Below are 17,488 nucleotides of genomic sequence, written 5' to 3' on the forward strand. Positions count from 1 at the left end.
GCTTCATTGAAGAATGACTATGAACTCGATAATGAATGCGTTTTTCCTGAAAAGTCTCCGTCCCTATTTTAACTTTCCCGGTTTATCGCTTCCTGGCGCACTCAATTCCGGCCTTTGGCTTGATGAAAAAATTGACGCGCTGCAGCACAACGTTTCGGTCGAAGTCGCGGATTATCTCGAACGTTACCCGCAGACGAAACATATTGACGTTTACCTGAACGATATCAACGGCATTATGCGCGGCAAGCGGCTCCCGGTAGAGAGCATGCTGGCGCTGGAAAAAGGCTGTTACTTTCCCCTCTCCGTCTACTCTATGGATCAGAAAGGAAAAATCGCCGCCCCGCTTCATGATGAACCGGACCGACTCTGCCTCCCCGTCGCCGGTTCCCTGCGCCCCTGCCCGCAGGATCCGCAGCACAACGCGCAGATCCTGCTGACGATGCAAGACAGCGACGATAACCCCTGCCCGCTGGAGCCACGAGTCATCCTGCAGAACGTCCTGTCCCGCTTCCACCAACACGGGCTCTATCCGGTGATTGCTCCGGAAATCGAATTCTATCTGACGGGACAACGCGATCGGGATCCGCAAAATCAGGGGTGTTTTCATATGGATACCTCAACAACCCATGCGGCACTGTTTGACGAGCTGGAACAGCTGGCGCACCTTCAGCGCATCCCGCTGTCCGGGATCGTGGCGGAAGCCGAATCCGGACAGTACGAATTAAACCTGAAGCACAGCCATCGCGTCATTGAGGTCTGCGATAACGTGCTTGCCCTGCGCCGAATGACCCGTTACGTAGCCGAAAAGCACGGCCTGCAGGCCAACTTTATGGCTAAGCCTTTCAGCCAGCTGTCCGGCAGCGGTTTACACTTCCATTTCAGCCTGAATAACAGTCGCGGCGAAAACGTTTTTGCTTCTCCGGTGAACGCGCTTAACAGCATGATGCGTTTGTGCATTGCAGGGCAGCTGGCGCTGATGCCCGCCTCTATCGCCATCCTTGCGCCGGGCGTCAACGCGTTTCGTCGCCTGCGTAAAAACCTGACGGAACCCGTCTTTAACTCCTGGGGCTATAACACCCGCTCCGCCGCATTGCGTATTCCCTGCTCGGAGGACAGCAACCGCCGCATTGAGTACCGGCTGGCCGGGGCGGACGCCAATCCCTATCTGGTCGCCGCCACGATCCTGACCGGCATGCTGTACGGGCTGGAAAATATCGACGAGGACGATTTGCCTGAACCGCAGCATGATGAACCCGCCCTGCCGCTGTTTCAGCAGGAAGCAATCGAGACATTTTCCCGTTGTCAGTACCTCACCGACAGCCTAGGTGACGCCTTTTGCGAACAGTGGGTGGCCTGTAAGCTTTCAGAGCTCGACTGGTTTGAGAGCATTGTGACCCGCGAAGAGACACATCTGGCGTAGGGCATAAAAAAGCCCGCTCGGTGAGCGGGCCGCATAACGCGAGGAGCAACTACTTCTTGCGCGCGTACTTCAGTGAATCCAGCGCCACCGCGAAGATAATGATGGCACCCTTGATGATGTACTGCCAGTACGGGTTCACGCCGATGTAGGTCAGGCCATAGTTGATGACGGTGAAAATGATCACACCGGTCACCACGCCAAGCACGGTACCCACACCGCCGCTGAACGAGACGCCGCCGACGACGCAGGCAGCAATTGCATCCAGCTCGTACATGAAGCCAAGGTTGTTGGTTGCGGAGCCGATGCGGCCCGCTTCCAGCATTCCACCGAAGGCGTAGAACACACCGGACAGCGCGTAAATCATCAGCAGGTTCAGGGCAACGTTTACGCCGGAGACTTTCGCCGCTTCCGGGTTACCGCCGATTGCGAAGATGTTTTTACCAAAACGCGTTTTGTTCCACAGGATCCAGACGAACGCCACCGCAATCAGCGCATAGAAGGTGATATACGACAGGCGGAAGCTACCCAGCGCGATAAACCCTTGCGTAAAGGTCGAGAAGCCGCTGTCAAAGCCCGAAATCGGTGACGCACCCACAAAGTCGTAGTAGAGGGAGTTGATGCCGTAAACGATGATCATCGTACCCAGGGTGGTGATAAATGGCGTCACGTTCAGGTAAGCGATGATGATACCGTTGATCAGGCCAATCACCGCCCCGATGGCGCAGACGATCAGAATCACCACGAAAATCGGCATGGTCGCCATTTCCGGGAACACCTTGTTGGCGTTTTCCATCGATTGCAGCAGGGTTGCCGCAATAACCGCCGCCAGGCCGACCTGACGGCCGGCAGACAGGTCCGTCCCCTGGGTGACGATAAGGCCCGCCACGCCCAGCGCGATGATGATACGCACGGAGGACTGGGTCAGAATGTTACTCAGGTTCAGCAGGCTTAAGAACGTAGGGTCCTGGAAAATAATAATGGCCAGCAGGACTAAAAGAACAACGTAAATACCGCCTTCTTTCAGGTAAGTGAGAAAACTTTTTTTATTTAACGCACTCATGAGGAGCCCCTGATCTTAAAGGTGCAAAGACGCAAGACGCAAAATTTCGTTTTGCGTTGTCGTTTTGGTGTCAACAATACCGGCAACGAGACCATTGCTCATAACCAGAATACGGTCCGTGATCCCTAACAGTTCCGGCATTTCGGAAGAAATAATAATGATCCCTTTATTCTTTTTCGCCAGCTCGGCAATCAGCTGATAAATTTCAAACTTCGCGCCGACGTCAATACCGCGGGTCGGTTCATCCAGCATCAGAATTTCTGGCTGGGTTAATAGCCAACGGCCGATGATGACTTTCTGCTGGTTACCGCCGGAAAGCGAACCAATTTGGGTACGGTGGCCCGGTGTTTTCACGCGCATGGAGTCAATTACCCATTGGGTATCGCTCTTCATGCGGGAGTTATCCAGCAGCCCGACTTTGTTTTTGTAATTACGGATATTAGAGATTAACGAGTTAAAGTTAATATCCAGATAAGCATAAATACCGGTCGAACGACGCTCTTCCGTCACCAGCGCAAAACCGTTATTAATGGCTTCGTTGGCATTGTGGTTGTTAATTTTCTTCCCGTGCAGCGTGATGGTGCCTTCGGCTTTCTCGCGGATGCCAAACAGGGTTTCCACAATGTCGGTACGCTTTGCCCCCACCAGGCCGGCAATGCCCAGAATTTCGCCTTTGTGCAGGTCGAAAGAAACATCGCGAATGGACGGCTGACGCAGCGAGGTCAGATTGCGCACCTCCAGGATCACTTCGCCCGGCCTGTTCTCTTTGTCCGGGAAGCGCTGGTTCAGAGAGCGGCCGACCATCATGGCGATGATCTTGTCCATGTCCAGCCCTTCCAGCGGCTGCGTTGCAATCCACTGGCCATCGCGCAGGATGGTAATTTCATCGCACAGCTGGAAGATCTCTTCCATTTTATGCGAGATGTACACAATGCCGCAGCCGCGATCTTTCAGCTTACGAATAATGGTAAAAAGGTGGTTAACCTCTTTTTCCGTTAAAGACGAGGTGGGTTCGTCCATGATGACGATTTTCGCGTCGTAGGAGAACGCTTTGGCAATTTCGATCATCTGCATTTGAGAGACGGATAATGTCCCCACGCGGGCGCGCGGATCGATATCAATATCCAGCTCATCAAAAATTGCTTTGGTGTCGCGATACATTTTGTCCTGATCGACAAAGACACCTTTGGTTGGGTAACGACCCAACCACATGTTATCCATCACCGAGCGTTGCAGTACCAGGTTTAATTCCTGGTGAACCATTGAGATACCGTTTTCCAGTGCTTCTTTTGCTGAATGGAAATCGATCTCTTTCCCCTGAAAAAGAATGCTGCCAGAATCTTTTTGATAGATCCCAAAAAGACATTTTAATAATGTTGATTTACCCGCACCGTTCTCCCCCATTAATGCATGAATAGAGTGAGGCCGGACTTTTAAATTAACATTATCGAGTGCCTTAACACCGGGAAATGACTTGTTAATACCGTTCATTTCCAACAAGTATTCACCGGTTGACTGAGTAGTTGTGCTGACCATAATTATACCTTGTTGGCCTCGCATATCGCGTTATAAAAGGGCGCAACAGGTTGCGCCCAGTGAAGACAATGTAGATTGCTTATTTACCGATAAACTCAGCCAGGTTGGACTGGTCTACGCCCACGTAAGGCACGCGAACGATTTTGTTGTCAATTTTCCAGCTGGTGCCATCCGCCGCGCCTTTACCATCGGCGAGGTTTTTCGCCAGATCGAAGGTCGCTTTCGCCTGGTTGTTGGCATCGTTCAGAACGGTACCGGCCATCGCGCCAGATTTAACCAGCGCCAGCGCTTCTGGCAGAGCATCCACGCCAAATACCGGGATGGAAGATTTATTGTGGGCTTTGAGCGCTTCAATTGCACCCATTGCCATCGCATCGTTGTTGGCAATGACGACTTCGATTTTGTTCGCGTTCGGGCCGGACAGCCACGCGTCCATCTTATCTTTCGCCTGAGCGGTATCCCACATCGCGGTATCTAACGCCAGCTGCTGGGTTTTCAGGCCCTTGTCGTTCAGCTCTTTGATAACGTAAGTGGTACGGGCTTCAGCATCCGGGTGGCCGGGCTCGCCTTTCAGCAGCACGAACTGAATCTGACCGTCTTTGTTCAGGTCCCAGTTCGGGTTCGCCGCCCAGTGTTTCGCGATCAGATCGCCCTGAATAATGCCGGACTCTTTGGAGTCAGTACCGACGTAATACGCTTTGTCATAGCTGTCCAGCGCCTTACGGGAAGGTTCTTTGTTGAAGAAGACGATTGGCACATTCTGGCCGCGCGCTTTCTCGATAACCGTGCCTGCTGCTGCCGGGTCAACCAGGTTGATCGCCAGAGCCTTAACGCCTTTTGCCAGCAGAACGTCGATCTGATCGTTCTGTTTGGACTGGTCGTTCTGGGAGTCATTCATCAGCAGCTGTACGTCTGGCGCTGCTTTCGCATCTTTCTCAATCGCTTTACGCACAACAGACATGAAGTTGTCGTCGTATTTATAGATGGTCACACCAATACGGGTATCCGCAGCGTGCGCTGCTGCACCAAAAAGCATGCTTGCCATTACAGCAGACAGGGTCAACACCTTCTTATTCATGGTATCTCCGGTTTTTTTTATGCAGGGTAGTTCTTGTGAATAACGATCGGCAGGCAGGTGTTAATAAAACGTTACTGACAGCCGACGTTCACTTATAAAATTTCTATCTTCCGTGGTCGGTAACGCTCCAGAAATGCGTTTTATTCGTTGTTTGCGGCACATTGGCTATAGTGAAAGTGAATAATCACCGTTACATAGCGTTTCAGCCCCTAAAACGCTGACATCATAGTCAGCGCCTTGTTAAGATACTGTGAATTTACTCACAGATTGAAAACGGTTACATCACCTGATGTAATCAGTTAGTGATCGGAACCACAATTTGCCTGGCCGCGACTGAATGACGACGCACCAGCGTCGGCATGAAGCAGTGCGTTGCCCCTGGATCCAGCAGCCCTGCCGCTCCCTGTAGCGCCAGCTCGGTCGCCAGTTTCGCCATAGAAGCAATGGGATAGCGCACCGTGGTGAGCTGCGGGTCGGTGTAACGGGCAATCGGAATATCATCGAAACCAATCAATGACAAATGCTGTGGCACCGCAATGCCGTTATCCTTCAGCGCAGTCAGCGCGCCCGCGGCCATGCTGTCGTTATAGGCAAACACCGCGGAAAGCTGCAGATTTCGGCCCAGCAATTCCACCATTGCCGCTTCACCGCCCTGCATGTCCGGCGTTCCGGTGCCGATCCAGCTTTCTGATGGCGTAATGCCGTGCTCTTTCAGGGCGTTTTGCCACCCCTCACGCCGCAATGCGTCATCTTCAATTTGATGGCTGGACGCCAGATAGCCGATCCGCTGATGGCCGTTATTGATCAGCATTTTGGTGGCCATCATGGCGCCGCTGACGTTATCCAGCCCGACACAGCGATGGGCATAGCCCGGGACGATGCGGTTGATCAGCACCATACCCGGGATCTGCTCCATAAACCCGGCCAGCTCTTCATCGCTTAAGGCTTTTGAGTGAACAATCAGAGCGTTGCAGCGCTGGCGGATCAGCACTTCAATCGCATAACGCTCCTTTTCTGCCTCGTGATAGCTGTTGCCAATCAGCACATATTTCTGATGCTGCTGGGCGACCACATCGACCGCTTTTACCAGCGCACCGAAAAAGGCGTCCGAGACGTCCATCACCACCACGCCGATGGTATCGCTGACCTGCGTTGCAAGCGCCTGGGCATTGGCATTTGGTCGGTATCCGAGCTGGGTCACGGATTTCATTACGGTTTCACGGGTTTCAGGGCTGACCAGCGCGCTGTTGTTCAGCACGCGGGAGACGGTAGCCACAGAAACGCCCGCCAGACGGGCGACGTCACGAATGGTGATCATATTCACCATCCTTCAAAGGATTGCAGCAACTCACAGACACCCCCTGTGTTTAGCAAGGTGGCTATTTTGGCAGCGAGAGAAAGGGGACTACGTGAAGAAGGTCACACTCATGAAAACGCTTACATCCGTTTTGTTAATGATTGTGATCCAGATCGTTATCTGGATGTATTACTCAATGATACCCCCGAAGCATGTGCGGTTAACTGACGCCACACCCACTCCAGCGGCCCCTGGCGGAAATAACGCAGCCAGATAACCGAAAACGCCAGGTTAACCACCCAGACCGGAATAACAAACGCCAGCAGCGCGAGGCGGTCGAATTTCATAAACAGGCCAAAGCGATAGAAAAGCGTGGTGCAGAGCAGCGTTTGCAGGAGGTAATTGCTTAACGCCATGCGGCCTACGCAGGCCACGGCGCTGACGATCCACAGACGAGAGAGCTGCGGCCAGAAACCATAGATCAGCGCCGCATAGCCGATGGTCTGGAACGGCGCGCTGAGCTCACGCGGCACCTGGAGCAGAAACGCGCACCAGCGGTAATCCCAGTGAAGGTGCCACTGCGCAACCACCGCCGGAAGATTAATCAGCATGCCGAGCAGAACCAGCCCCGCCCCGGTGCGGCGGTAGTGACGCAGGCTAAACTCCCCTTTCAGCCAGCCGGTGCGCATCAGTGACGCCCCCATCAGCATCATGCCCGCCAGTTGCCAGCCGTATTGCGCCCCCAGGGCAAGCAGATTGTCCCCCAGCATATCCGCGCGGTTGCTTATCGCTTCCGTACCGCCTTTCAGCTTCCAGTATTGTTCGTACTGCAGGTTAGCGGCATCCGGGATCCAGGAACGGTTTGTCGCATCACCGGAGATCAGCCCCAGCAAAAACAGAACGCAGAGCCCCATGAGATAGAGCATCACGCCGGTGTTAAACAGGCTTTTCACGCTATGCGCATCGCGAATGAGCCGCCAGCAGATCAGCCCGACTAACCCATAAGCGAGAAGAATATCTCCATCCCAGAAGAACAGGCCGTGGATAAACCCGAGGATGACCAGCAGCGTTAAGCGCGACTGGATCCAGCGTGTGCCGCGTTTGAGCAGAAGCTGCAGGCCCGCGCCGAACAGCAGCGCAAAAAGCGTGAGGAATTTAACCTGGGCAAACAGATCGAGGAGCGCCCACGTCCAGGCATCGCTTCGGGTGATGTCGCCGTACCAGGCGGGATTGAGGTAAGCGGCCTTCGGCAGACCGAAGGCGCTGATGTTCAGCAGCAGGATACCCAGTATGGCGACGCCGCGGACAAAATCGAGCGTGACGTTTCGCTCCATGGTCCCTGCCCTGTTTGATTAGTTGTGGTGACGCACGGCGCGCAGGAACTCCTGGCGGGTGTTCTGGCTCGATTTAAACAGGCCGCCCAGCGAGGTGGTGGTGGTCGCACTGGTCGCATCACGCACGCCGCGGGCTTTCACGCAGTAATGAACCGCGTCAATGGAGACCGCCACGTTATTGGTACCCAGCAGCGTTTGCAGCGCGATCAGGATCTGCTGCGTCAGACGCTCCTGAACCTGCGGGCGCTGCGCGAAGAACTGCACAATACGGTTGATCTTCGACAGGCCAATCACCGTGTCTTTCGGGATATACGCCACGGTCGCTTTGCCGTCGATGGTCACGAAATGGTGCTCGCAGGTGCTGGTCAGGGTGATATCCCGTACCGTGACCATCTCGTCCACCTTCATCTTGTTTTCGATGACGGTAATTTTCGGGAAGTTGGCGTAATCCAGTCCGGAGAAAATTTCGTCAACGTACATTTTCGCGATACGCTTAGGCGTTTCCATCAGGCTGTCATCGCTCAGATCGAGATTCAGCAGTTGCATGATCTCGGTCATATGCCCGGAAATCAGTTTCTTACGGGTTTCATTGTCCATATCCTGAACCGGCGGACGCAGTGGCGTTTCAAGACCGCGCGCGAGCAGGGCTTCGTGGACCAGGGCAGCTTCTTTACTGAGTGATGACATTTTGTTCTCCTGCAGGTGTGGCGTCTTTTGCCCTCGTTGTGGCAAAAGTATGCGCTCATTGTGCGTGAGGCGACGCACATAATCCAGTATTCACGACGATAATTATTGCAATTGCTGTTGCCTTTCAGCGTGGCGATTCCAGACCAGGGCACCGGCGACAAACAGCGCAACGCCCGCCAGCCCCAGCGCAGGCTCCAGCCGGTGGGTTAGCCAGGTCGATACCGCCGAGGTCACCGGACCAATCAATTGCCCGATGGCATACCCGGTGGTGAGCAGCCCCGCCATATAGCGCGTGTGGTGCGGTGCCAGCTCGCGGCCGTATAAAAGTGAGAGCTGCACCGCGCAGAGGAACCCGCCTCCCACCAGCAGCCCGCCCGTCAGCAAGCCGCCAATGCCCGGCAGCAGCCAGGCCGCCAGCACGCCAGCTCCCTGTAACCACAGCACGATGGCCAGCCTGCGGTTAGCCGTTGAGGTGTGGCGCAAAAGAATGCTGAGCGCAATCCCCACCACGGCGGCGGCACCAAAAATTGGCCAGACAAACTGGGCAAACAGGCTGCCGGGAAAGCGCACTGCCGCCATTTGCGAAAGGAAGGTCGCCGGGAGGATATAGCCAAATCCCGCCAGGCTGTAGCTCCAGACCAGGCGCCTTAAATCCGTCGTCAGCACCAGCGGCTCTGGCGCGGTGCCGGGTCGATGAAGCTGCCCGGATCGCGGCAGATAGCGCGCCACCAGCGCAACCAGTACCAGTGCCAGCACGCCGTAGATTTGCCATGCCGCACCGGCCGAAAGGGATTTCGCCTGAATATAAACCGCGAGCAGGCCGCTCAGGGCGATACCTGCCCCGGGCCCGGCAAAGACAGCCGCACTGAGCCCCGGTTTACCCAGCTGTCCCAGCCGCTCGTTGGTCCAGGCAGCAATCAGCACCATTGACCAGCCGCTCATGCAGCCAATCACAAAGCGCAGCAGGCCGTGCACGACGGCGTTATCAGCCGCGGCGGAGAGCAGGGTCAACGCAACCGCGCCGGTGATGCCAAGCCAGAGTCGCGTTTCAACAAAGCGGTGCGCGCGCATGGCATCCCATGCGCCCACCAGATAGCCCAGATAATTCATCGCCGCCACCAGGCCCGCGCTGGTCAGCGTGAGTTGCCCGGCGGCAATCATCAGCGGCACCTGAGGGGTAAAGGCAAAGCGCCCTATCCCCATCGCCACCACCAGAACGACAAAACCACTAAGCGCAATACGCAGCGCCATGACCGCTCCAATTGTTAAAGAAAAGTAAATTTATGATGCAGCATCTCGCCGTTCCGCGAAAGTGAAAGTTGCTCACAGGTAAATGAAAACGCTGTATTATGGCTCTAATGAATAGCTATTCTCATTAAGGAGCCCTGCATGGAACTGCTCGAAGAGCACCGTTGTTTTGAAGGTCGACAGCAGCGCTGGCGGCACGACTCCACCACGCTGAACTGCACCATGACGTTCAGCATTTTCCTGCCGCCGACGGAAAATCCGCCGGTTCTGTTCTGGCTGTCAGGCCTGACCTGCAACGACGAAAACTTCACCACCAAAGCGGGCGCGCAGCGTATTGCCGCCGAGCTGGGCATTGCGCTGGTGATGGCTGATACCAGCCCGCGCGGCGATGATGTGGCGGACGATGCCGGGTACGATTTAGGTAAAGGCGCCGGATTTTATCTCAACGCCACCGAACAGCCGTGGGCGAGCCATTACCGCATGTACGACTACATTCGCGACGAGCTGCCTGCGCTGATTAAGGCTGAATTTGCGGTAAGCGACCGCTGCGCCATCAGCGGACACTCCATGGGCGGACACGGGGCGCTCATCATGGCGCTGAAAAACCCGGGGAAATACGTCAGCGTCTCTGCGTTCGCGCCGATTGTGAACCCAACGCAGGTGCCGTGGGGACAAAAAGCTTTCACACACTATCTGGGTGAGGATGCCGAGAAATGGCAGGAATGGGACAGCTGCGCGCTGATGCTGGCAAGCGATTCGGCGAGCGCGATCCCGATGCTTATCGATCAGGGCGATGCGGATCAGTTCCTCGCCGGACAGCTACAGCCTGCGGTGTTGGCTGAGGCGGCACGCCAGAAGGACTGGCCGCTGACGCTGCGCATTCAGCCGGGATACGATCACAGCTATTACTTTATGGCGTCCTTTATCGAGGATCATCTCCGCTTCCATGCGGAGCATTTGTTTGGGTAAGTGCGCGTCATTGCCGGGTGGCGGCTTCGCCTTACCCGGCCTACGTTCGCTTTTACCCTCGTCGCATCAGAACTTATAATCCACGCCCACAAAGTAGCGACGGCCATCTTCCGTGTAGCTGTAATCGTCACGGCTCAGGTCTTTATCCAGCAGGTTCTGCACGCCCGCGCGCAGCTTCACGCTTTTCGTCGCCTGCCACGCCGCGCCGGTGTTCCAGATGACATATCCACCCGGCGTTGGTGCACTGCTGGTCAGCGCGCGCTTCTCGCCGGTGTAATTGCCCTGAACATAGAACGACCAGTCCTGCGTCGCCTTCCAGTCAACGGTCCCGTTAGCCGTATGGAACGGCAGCTCGGACAGTGGTTTGTTGCCGCCGTTGCTGATATCGCGACCGTCGTTATAGGTGTAGTTCAGCGTCACTTTCCAGTCTTCCGCCAGCGGGAACTTCACTTCGGTCTCCACCCCACGGATGCGCGCCTTGTTGACGTTGTAATAGCGGAAAATCGGTTCGCCGTCCGCGTTCAGACCAACGTAGTTAGGGTAGCTCTGCGCCTGTTTTGCATTCGCCGTACGGCTGATGCTGATGCGGTCGTCCACGTTATTCTGGAAGGTGGTGACGCTGGCCTGCACGCCCTCTAACCAGCCCTCTTCCCCGCTGTAGTACAGACCGAACTCGAAGCTCTCGCTGGTTTCCGGCTTCAGATCCGGGTTACCGACAATCTCGCAGGCGCCGCGGCACGAGCCGGTGACCCAGTCCGGGCTCAGCTGCAGCAGCGACGGCGCTTTAAACGCTGTTGCCCAGCCCCCTTTCACCGTCACGGTATCCGTCGCGTTATAGACCAGATAGGCTCGCGGACTCCAGTGATCGCCGTAGGTATCATGGTCATCCATACGGATGCCGGTGGTCAGCGCCAGCGGCTCAAAGATACGCCATTCGTCTTCGAGGAACAGCGCATACTGGCTTGTTGACGTACTGCTGCTGGAGCCCCCCGTCAGGTTGACCGGATCTTTCAGCTTATCGTGACGCCATTCGCCGCCAAAGGTCAGCAGCTGATTAATATCGCCCAGCGGCAGCACGTATTTCCCGTCTACCGCGTTGCTCTCGGAGGTGATGGGATTGCTGTTGCCCGGGTTTTTGTTATCCACCTTCTCACCGTAAACCTTCAGCTCGCTGTTGCCGACGCCCCAGCGGCCGTTATGGCTGAGAGAGTAGTTCTGACGCTCAAGGCGGTTTTTGTCGAGGGAGTCTGAATCGCGATCCTGGCGGTCAAAGCCGTAGCCCGCAGTGAAGTCGTGGTTTTCTGTTGGAGTCCAGGCGAATTCCACGTTGGCATCACGGCTGGTGAAGCCCTCAATGCGCGGCGTTTCACCGCTCGCCGTGGTGGAGGATTTCTGCTGCCCGTCTTTCTCACGCTTCGCGAGGCTACCGTAGGCTTTCAGGCCCAGCAGGCCGTCCACCAGCGGACCGCTGGTATAAAACTGACCGTTATACGTGTCGCCACGATCGCGGTGTTCCTGAAGGGTAGAATCCGCGCTCAGGGTGCCCGTCCACTTCTGGCCGATTTTTTTGGTGATAATGTTCACCACGCCGCCGAGAGCATCAGAGCCGTAGAGAGAAGACATCGGTCCGCGGACCACTTCGATGCGTTCGATGGCGTCAACTGGCACCCAGTTAAGGTCGAAATCGTTATGGCGGAAGACCGCGTTGCGTGAGTTTACGCGCTTGCCGTCGATCAGGATGAGCGTGTAGCTGCTGTCCAGACCGCGAATACTTACCCCTTTACGGTTGTCCCCTTCGCTCGTGAGCTGTACGCCCGGCACATCCCGTAACACATCTTTCAGGTTCTGAACGGGTTTGCGCTGCAAATCTTCCTGGGTAATCACGCTGATACTTGCCGGTGCGTCTTTCAGGTTTTGCTCGGTCGCGGAGGCCGTTACAACCATTGTGTCGCCAGATTCCGCTGCGATGACAGGCAGTGCCAGGGACATTGCGGACGCGCATAGTCCTCCCCTGACGACGGGATTCAACCTAAACATTCCATATCTCCATGAGGTAAATACAACTCAATCAAAAATCATTGCTCACAGTGCCTTGTTGTCCGCCCACATCTGCGGTGGGTCGGTAGCACGCTTATTTTTTGATAACGATAAAGCAAACGATAATTATTATCAATTAAATTGTTAAAAATTATATCTGCCGTTCATACTGTGGAGATAAAAAAGCCCGCTCAAGTGAGCGGGCTGAAAGAGAGGAAGCGCGGTTATTGTTTAAATCGTTCCGGGAAATCCATTTCACTGTAGCGAACGAAGCGGGTTCCTTTCGTCAGTTTGTAGCCGAACCAGATGACCAGGAACAGCGGAATACCAATATAGGTGGCCGTGACGGCACCCCAGTCAATGGTGTCCGCAAGGAAAGCTTCATAGTTCTGTCCCAGGGTAATAATCAGGCACAGAATGAAGGCAAAAATCGGCCCCAGCGGGAAGAAGCCAGAACGGTACGGGAGGTTATTCAGGTCGTGACCCTGCATAACGTAGCCGCGGCGGAAACGGTAGTGGCTGATGGCAATGCCCAGCCAGGCGATAAAGCCCGTCATGCCGGAGGTATTAAGCAGCCACAGGTACACGGTCTGGTTGCCGAACATAGAGGTCAGGAAGCAGAGGCCCGCAATGACCGTGGTGGCATACAGCGCGTTACGCGGGACGCCACCGCGGGACAGTTTCGAGAAAATACGCGGCGCTTTACCGTCGCAGGCCAGGGTGTAAAGCATACGGGTGGACGCGTACATACCGGAATTACCCGCCGACAGCACCGCCGTCAGGATCACCGCGTTCATTACCGCCGCCGCAGAAAGCAGGCCTGCGTGCTGGAAGACCAGGGTGAAAGGGCTGACGCTGATGTCTTTGACGTCATTACGCAGCAGGCTTGGATCGGTATACGGAATGATCAGGCTGATAATCAAAATAGCGAACACGTAGAACAGCAGAATACGCCAGAACACCTGACGCACCGCGCGCGGAATGTTCTTCTCCGGGTTTTCGGATTCACCGGCCGCGATACCAATCAGCTCCGTTCCCTGGAAGGAGAAGCCGACAATCATCGCCACGCCAATCATCGCCGAGAAGCCCCCGGCAAACGGCGCATCGCCTATCGTCCAGTTGCTCCAGCCCGCAGGTTCAGCCCCTTTGAAAATCCCCACGATCATCGCCACACCGACGACGATAAAGATGATGACGGTTGCCACTTTGATCAAAGAGAACCAGTATTCCGCTTCGCCGAAACCGCGCACGGAGATGTAGTTCAGCAGGAAGATAACGGCCAGGAACAGGGCGCTCCAGATCCAGCCCGGCGTGTCCGGGAACCACCAGGTCATCACCAGCTGTGCGGCAACGAGGTCAACGGCGATAGTGACGGCCCAGTTGTACCAGTAGTTCCAGCCCAGCGCGAAGCCGAAGCCTTCCTCAACGTATTTTTGTCCGTAGGTCGAAAACGAACCTGACACCGGCATGTACGCTGCCAGTTCGCCCAGACTGGTCATCAGGAAATAGACCATCAGGCCAATCAGGATATAAGAGAATAATGCCCCACCCGGGCCGGCTGCCGAAATCGTTGCGCCAGAGGCAACGAAAAGACCTGTACCGATGGAGCCGCCAATGGCGATCATCGTCAGGTGACGCGCCTTGAGTTCACGACGTAGCGTGGGCGCTTCTGTGGATTTAGTTTCTGAAACCATGTGAAAATGCTGTCCATTTAATAAATGAGGCGCAATTGTAGCAGACGATCTCCGTTCCTTCCGGCAGAAATACCCTGTTATAAGAGAGCTTCATGACGCGTCCAGGATTATAAGTAACGCATTATTTTTCCCTCTCCCATTTGGGGTGAGGGGCGCTTTTACATCTCGCAGTAGCGCAGAAAACGCTGCAGCGAGCTGGAAAGGTGTTTCTGACGATGGTGGATGCACCATAGCGTGCGCACCAGTTTCGGGAGCGGAATGGGAATTTCCACCAGCGACCCCGTCTCAAGCTGTTCGGCAATGACGCGCCGGGAAAGACAACTGATGCCCAGGCCATGACGCACCGCGTGCTTGATGGCCTCAGAGTTTCCCAGCTCCATTCCCAGCTGGAAATGCGGCAGATGCGACAGCAGCAGGTAGTCGACAATCTCACGCGTACCGGAGCCCTGCTCGCGGAGGATCCACTGCGCCTGCGCCAGCCGCTCCAGCGTCACCTCGCCCTGCAATAACGACGAGGCCGGAGACGCAAACACCACCAGCTCGTCTTCCAGCCAGGGCTCGGCAATGATATCGACGTTATGGCAAGGGCCTTCAATAAGACCGATATCCACGCGGAAATCGATCACCGCGTTGATCACGTCCTGGCTGTTGCCCACGCTCATCTCCAGCGGCAGAGTCGGAAAATCCCGACGGTAGCGCGCTATCACTTCCGGCAGGATATAGTTTCCGATGGTGCTGCTGGCAAACACGCGGATCGCGCCGTTGTCTTCGCGGAACAGCTGTTCGATTTCGATAGCCTGCTCCAGCAGCGCCAGCGCGCGCGGGTAAAGCAGGCGGCCATGTTCGTTGACCACCAGACGCTTCCCTACCCTGTCGAACAGCTGAACGCCCAGCTGCCCTTCAAGATCGGTCAACGCCGCGCTGACCGCAGACTGCGAGAGCGCCAGCATTTGTGACGCCTGGGTCGTCGAGCCGCTTTTCAGCACCTCGGCAAACACTTCCAGCTGACGCAAAGTAATGTGCATGGTTGCTTACCACTTATATAGATTAATTATAAGTATATAATCAATTTTATTTTTAAGCCAGAGCGCCGTAACCTTTAGCCAGACAAAGGAGAAGGTTATGTCAGAAATCACCTTACAACATCAACGTACAGTGTGGCACTTCGTGCCGGGTCTCGCGCTCAGCGCCGCAGTGACCGCCGTAGCATTATGGGGCGGCAGCATCCCGGCTATCGCAGGCGCAGGTTTTAGCGCGTTGACGCTGGCCATTTTGCTGGGCATGGTCGTGGGTAATACTGTTTACCCGCATATCTGGAAATCCTGCGACGGCGGCGTGATCTTTGCCAAACAGCACCTGCTGCGCCTCGGGATCATTCTTTACGGCTTCCGCCTCACCTTTTCGCAAATTGCGGACGTGGGCGTCAGCGGAATTGCCATCGACGTCCTGACCCTGACCAGCACCTTTTTACTGGCGTGCTTTATCGGTCAGAAGATCTTTGGCCTGGACAAGCAAACCAGCTGGCTGATCGGCGCAGGCAGCAGCATTTGCGGTGCGGCGGCAGTGCTGGCGACGGAGCCGGTCGTAAAAGCCGAAGCCAGTAAAGTAACGGTCGCCGTCGCGACGGTGGTTATCTTCGGTACGCTGGCGATTTTCCTTTATCCCGCGATGTATCCGCTGGTGGCGCACTGGTTTAGCCCGGAAACCTACGGCATCTATATCGGTTCGACCATGCACGAAGTAGCGCAGGTGGTGGCGGCAGGTCATGCCATCAATCCGGAAGCGGAAAACGCGGCGGTGATCGCCAAAATGCTGCGCGTGATGATGCTGGCGCCGTTCCTGATTTTCCTGGCCGCGCGAGTTAATCAGCTGGCCCCGGCTGGCGGCAGCGAGAAAAGCAAAATCACCATTCCGTGGTTTGCGATCCTGTTCATCGTGGTTGCGATCTTTAACTCCTTCCACCTGCTGCCGAAAGCGGTGGTGGAGATGCTGGTGACGCTGGATACGGTGCTGCTGGCGATGGCGATGGCGGCGCTGGGGGTGACCACCCACGTCAGCGCGCTGAAAAAAGCCGGTGCGAAGCCGCTGCTGATGGCGCTGGTGCTCTTCATCTGGCTGATTGTGGGCGGCGGCGCGATTAACCTCGCCGTACACAGCCTGATGGCATAAACCATCTCGTCCTTCTCCTGTTAACCCGCTATCATAAGCGTTTCGGGTTAACAGGAGTCTTTTTATGAAATATGTTGGAGCGCACGTCAGCGCTGCCGGTGGCCTTGCGAATGCCGCCATTCGCGCCGCCGAAATCGAGGCGACCGCTTTCGCCCTGTTCACCAAAAACCAGCGCCAGTGGCGCGCCGCGCCGCTCACCGCCGACGTGATTGACGACTTCAAAGCCGCCTGTGAGAAATACCGTTACGGGCCGGGCCAGATCCTTCCCCACGACAGCTATCTGATTAACCTCGGGCATCCGGTTCAGGAAGCGCTGGAAAAATCCCGAGAGGCGTTTCTCGATGAAGTGCAGCGCTGCGAACAGCTCGGGCTGACGCTGCTGAACTTCCATCCGGGTAGTCATCTGATGCAAATAGATGAAGACGCCTGTCTGGCGCGCATTGCCGAATCCATCAACATGACGCTGGATAAAACCAAAGGCGTGACGGCAGTGATTGAAAACACCGCCGGTCAGGGCAGCAACCTCGGCTTCAGGTTTGAGCATCTCGCGGCGATTATTGACGGCGTGGAAGATAAATCCCGCGTGGGCGTGTGCATTGATACCTGCCACGCGTTTGCGGCCGGGTACGACCTGCGCACCACCGAGGCGACGAAAAACACGTTTGATGAGTTTGAGCGAATAGTCGGCTTTAAGTACCTGCGCGGGATGCACCTGAACGATGCGAAAAGCGCGTTCGGCAGCCGCGTTGACCGTCACCACAGCCTGGGTGAAGGCAATATCGGCCACGATGCGTTTCGCTTTATCATGCAGGACGCTCGCTTCGACGGTATTCCGATGGTGCTGGAAACCATCAATCCGGATATCTGGGCGGAAGAGATTGCCTGGCTGAAGGCGCAGCAAAACGCTGAACAGGCGGCATAAAAAAAGCCGGGTTGCGTTAGCACCCGGCTTTTTTATT

14 protein-coding genes are annotated in these 17,488 nt (G+C 55.8%); 4 read left to right on the forward strand and 10 right to left on the reverse strand.

The features are described 5' to 3' along the window. The first annotated feature begins 31 nt into the window (after window positions 1-31). Window positions 32-1,420, forward strand: coding sequence for a glutamine synthetase family protein (locus AB8818_RS18460; RefSeq protein WP_192983202.1), 1,389 nt, complete (start codon window positions 32-34; stop codon window positions 1,418-1,420). 49 nt (window positions 1,421-1,469) lie between these two features. On the opposite strand, the gene mglC is transcribed toward AB8818_RS18460, so the two are convergent. The 7 genes from mglC to AB8818_RS18495 form a co-directional block, all read right to left on the reverse strand. Next, entirely contained in the window at window positions 1,470-2,480 is a 1,011-nt protein-coding gene (gene mglC, locus AB8818_RS18465; RefSeq protein ID WP_013097952.1) for a galactose/methyl galactoside ABC transporter permease MglC, read from the reverse strand. A 15-nt stretch (window positions 2,481-2,495) separates the two neighbouring features. Beyond that, window positions 2,496-4,016: a galactose/methyl galactoside ABC transporter ATP-binding protein MglA gene (gene mglA, locus AB8818_RS18470; protein WP_163330238.1), complete on the reverse strand. Its 1,521-nt coding sequence runs from the start codon at window positions 4,014-4,016 to the stop codon at window positions 2,496-2,498. A 79-nt stretch (window positions 4,017-4,095) separates the two neighbouring features. Further along, complete coding sequence (mglB, locus tag AB8818_RS18475; RefSeq protein ID WP_116338698.1) at window positions 4,096-5,094, reverse strand: galactose/glucose ABC transporter substrate-binding protein MglB; 999 nt, start codon at window positions 5,092-5,094, stop codon at window positions 4,096-4,098. A 295-nt stretch (window positions 5,095-5,389) separates the two neighbouring features. After that, on the reverse strand, window positions 5,390-6,412 hold the full coding sequence (gene galS, locus AB8818_RS18480; protein WP_192983129.1) for an HTH-type transcriptional regulator GalS: 1,023 nt from the start codon (window positions 6,410-6,412) through the stop codon (window positions 5,390-5,392). Between the two features lie 155 nt (window positions 6,413-6,567). Beyond that, window positions 6,568-7,725, reverse strand: a complete 1,158-nt coding sequence (gene yeiB, locus AB8818_RS18485) for a DUF418 domain-containing protein YeiB (RefSeq protein WP_192983131.1) — start codon at window positions 7,723-7,725, stop codon at window positions 6,568-6,570. An 18-nt stretch (window positions 7,726-7,743) separates the two neighbouring features. Then, window positions 7,744-8,412 carry a GTP cyclohydrolase I FolE gene (gene folE, locus AB8818_RS18490; protein WP_116338692.1) on the reverse strand — a complete coding sequence of 223 codons (669 nt, stop codon included), beginning with the start codon at window positions 8,410-8,412 and terminating at the stop codon, window positions 7,744-7,746. A gap of 102 nt (window positions 8,413-8,514) precedes the next feature. Further along, window positions 8,515-9,663: a YbfB/YjiJ family MFS transporter gene (locus AB8818_RS18495; protein ID WP_116338690.1), complete on the reverse strand. Its 1,149-nt coding sequence runs from the start codon at window positions 9,661-9,663 to the stop codon at window positions 8,515-8,517. 138 nt (window positions 9,664-9,801) lie between these two features. On the opposite strand from AB8818_RS18495, the gene fghA reads away from it, so the two are divergent. Then, the gene (fghA, locus tag AB8818_RS18500; protein WP_116338688.1) at window positions 9,802-10,629 is read left to right on the forward strand and encodes an S-formylglutathione hydrolase; all 828 of its coding nucleotides are present in this window, start codon (window positions 9,802-9,804) and stop codon (window positions 10,627-10,629) included. A gap of 66 nt (window positions 10,630-10,695) precedes the next feature. Here fghA and cirA read toward each other — a convergent pair whose 3' ends face one another. The 3 genes from cirA to yieE form a co-directional block, all read right to left on the reverse strand. Next, a complete protein-coding gene (gene cirA, locus AB8818_RS18505; RefSeq protein ID WP_166711807.1) occupies window positions 10,696-12,666 on the reverse strand; it encodes a catecholate siderophore receptor CirA in 1,971 nt (656 codons plus the stop codon). A gap of 224 nt (window positions 12,667-12,890) precedes the next feature. Next, window positions 12,891-14,360 carry an amino acid permease gene (locus AB8818_RS18510; protein WP_192983133.1) on the reverse strand — a complete coding sequence of 490 codons (1,470 nt, stop codon included), beginning with the start codon at window positions 14,358-14,360 and terminating at the stop codon, window positions 12,891-12,893. A gap of 158 nt (window positions 14,361-14,518) precedes the next feature. Next, complete coding sequence (yieE, locus tag AB8818_RS18515) at window positions 14,519-15,385, reverse strand: DNA-binding transcriptional regulator YeiE (protein WP_116338684.1); 867 nt, start codon at window positions 15,383-15,385, stop codon at window positions 14,519-14,521. Window positions 15,386-15,482: 97 nt separating this feature from the next. Between yieE and AB8818_RS18520 the strand changes: the two genes are divergently transcribed. Beyond that, entirely contained in the window at window positions 15,483-16,529 is a 1,047-nt protein-coding gene (locus tag AB8818_RS18520) for a YeiH family protein (protein WP_192983135.1), read from the forward strand. Window positions 16,530-16,593: 64 nt separating this feature from the next. After that, window positions 16,594-17,451 carry a deoxyribonuclease IV gene (gene nfo, locus AB8818_RS18525; RefSeq protein WP_163330243.1) on the forward strand — a complete coding sequence of 286 codons (858 nt, stop codon included), beginning with the start codon at window positions 16,594-16,596 and terminating at the stop codon, window positions 17,449-17,451. Window positions 17,452-17,488: the final 37 nt, after the last annotated feature.

Origin of the sequence: Enterobacter sp. KB-280D8 (genome assembly GCF_041399405.1) — a bacterium.
GTDB classification, from domain to species: Bacteria; Pseudomonadota; Gammaproteobacteria; order Enterobacterales; family Enterobacteriaceae; genus Enterobacter; species Enterobacter cloacae_N.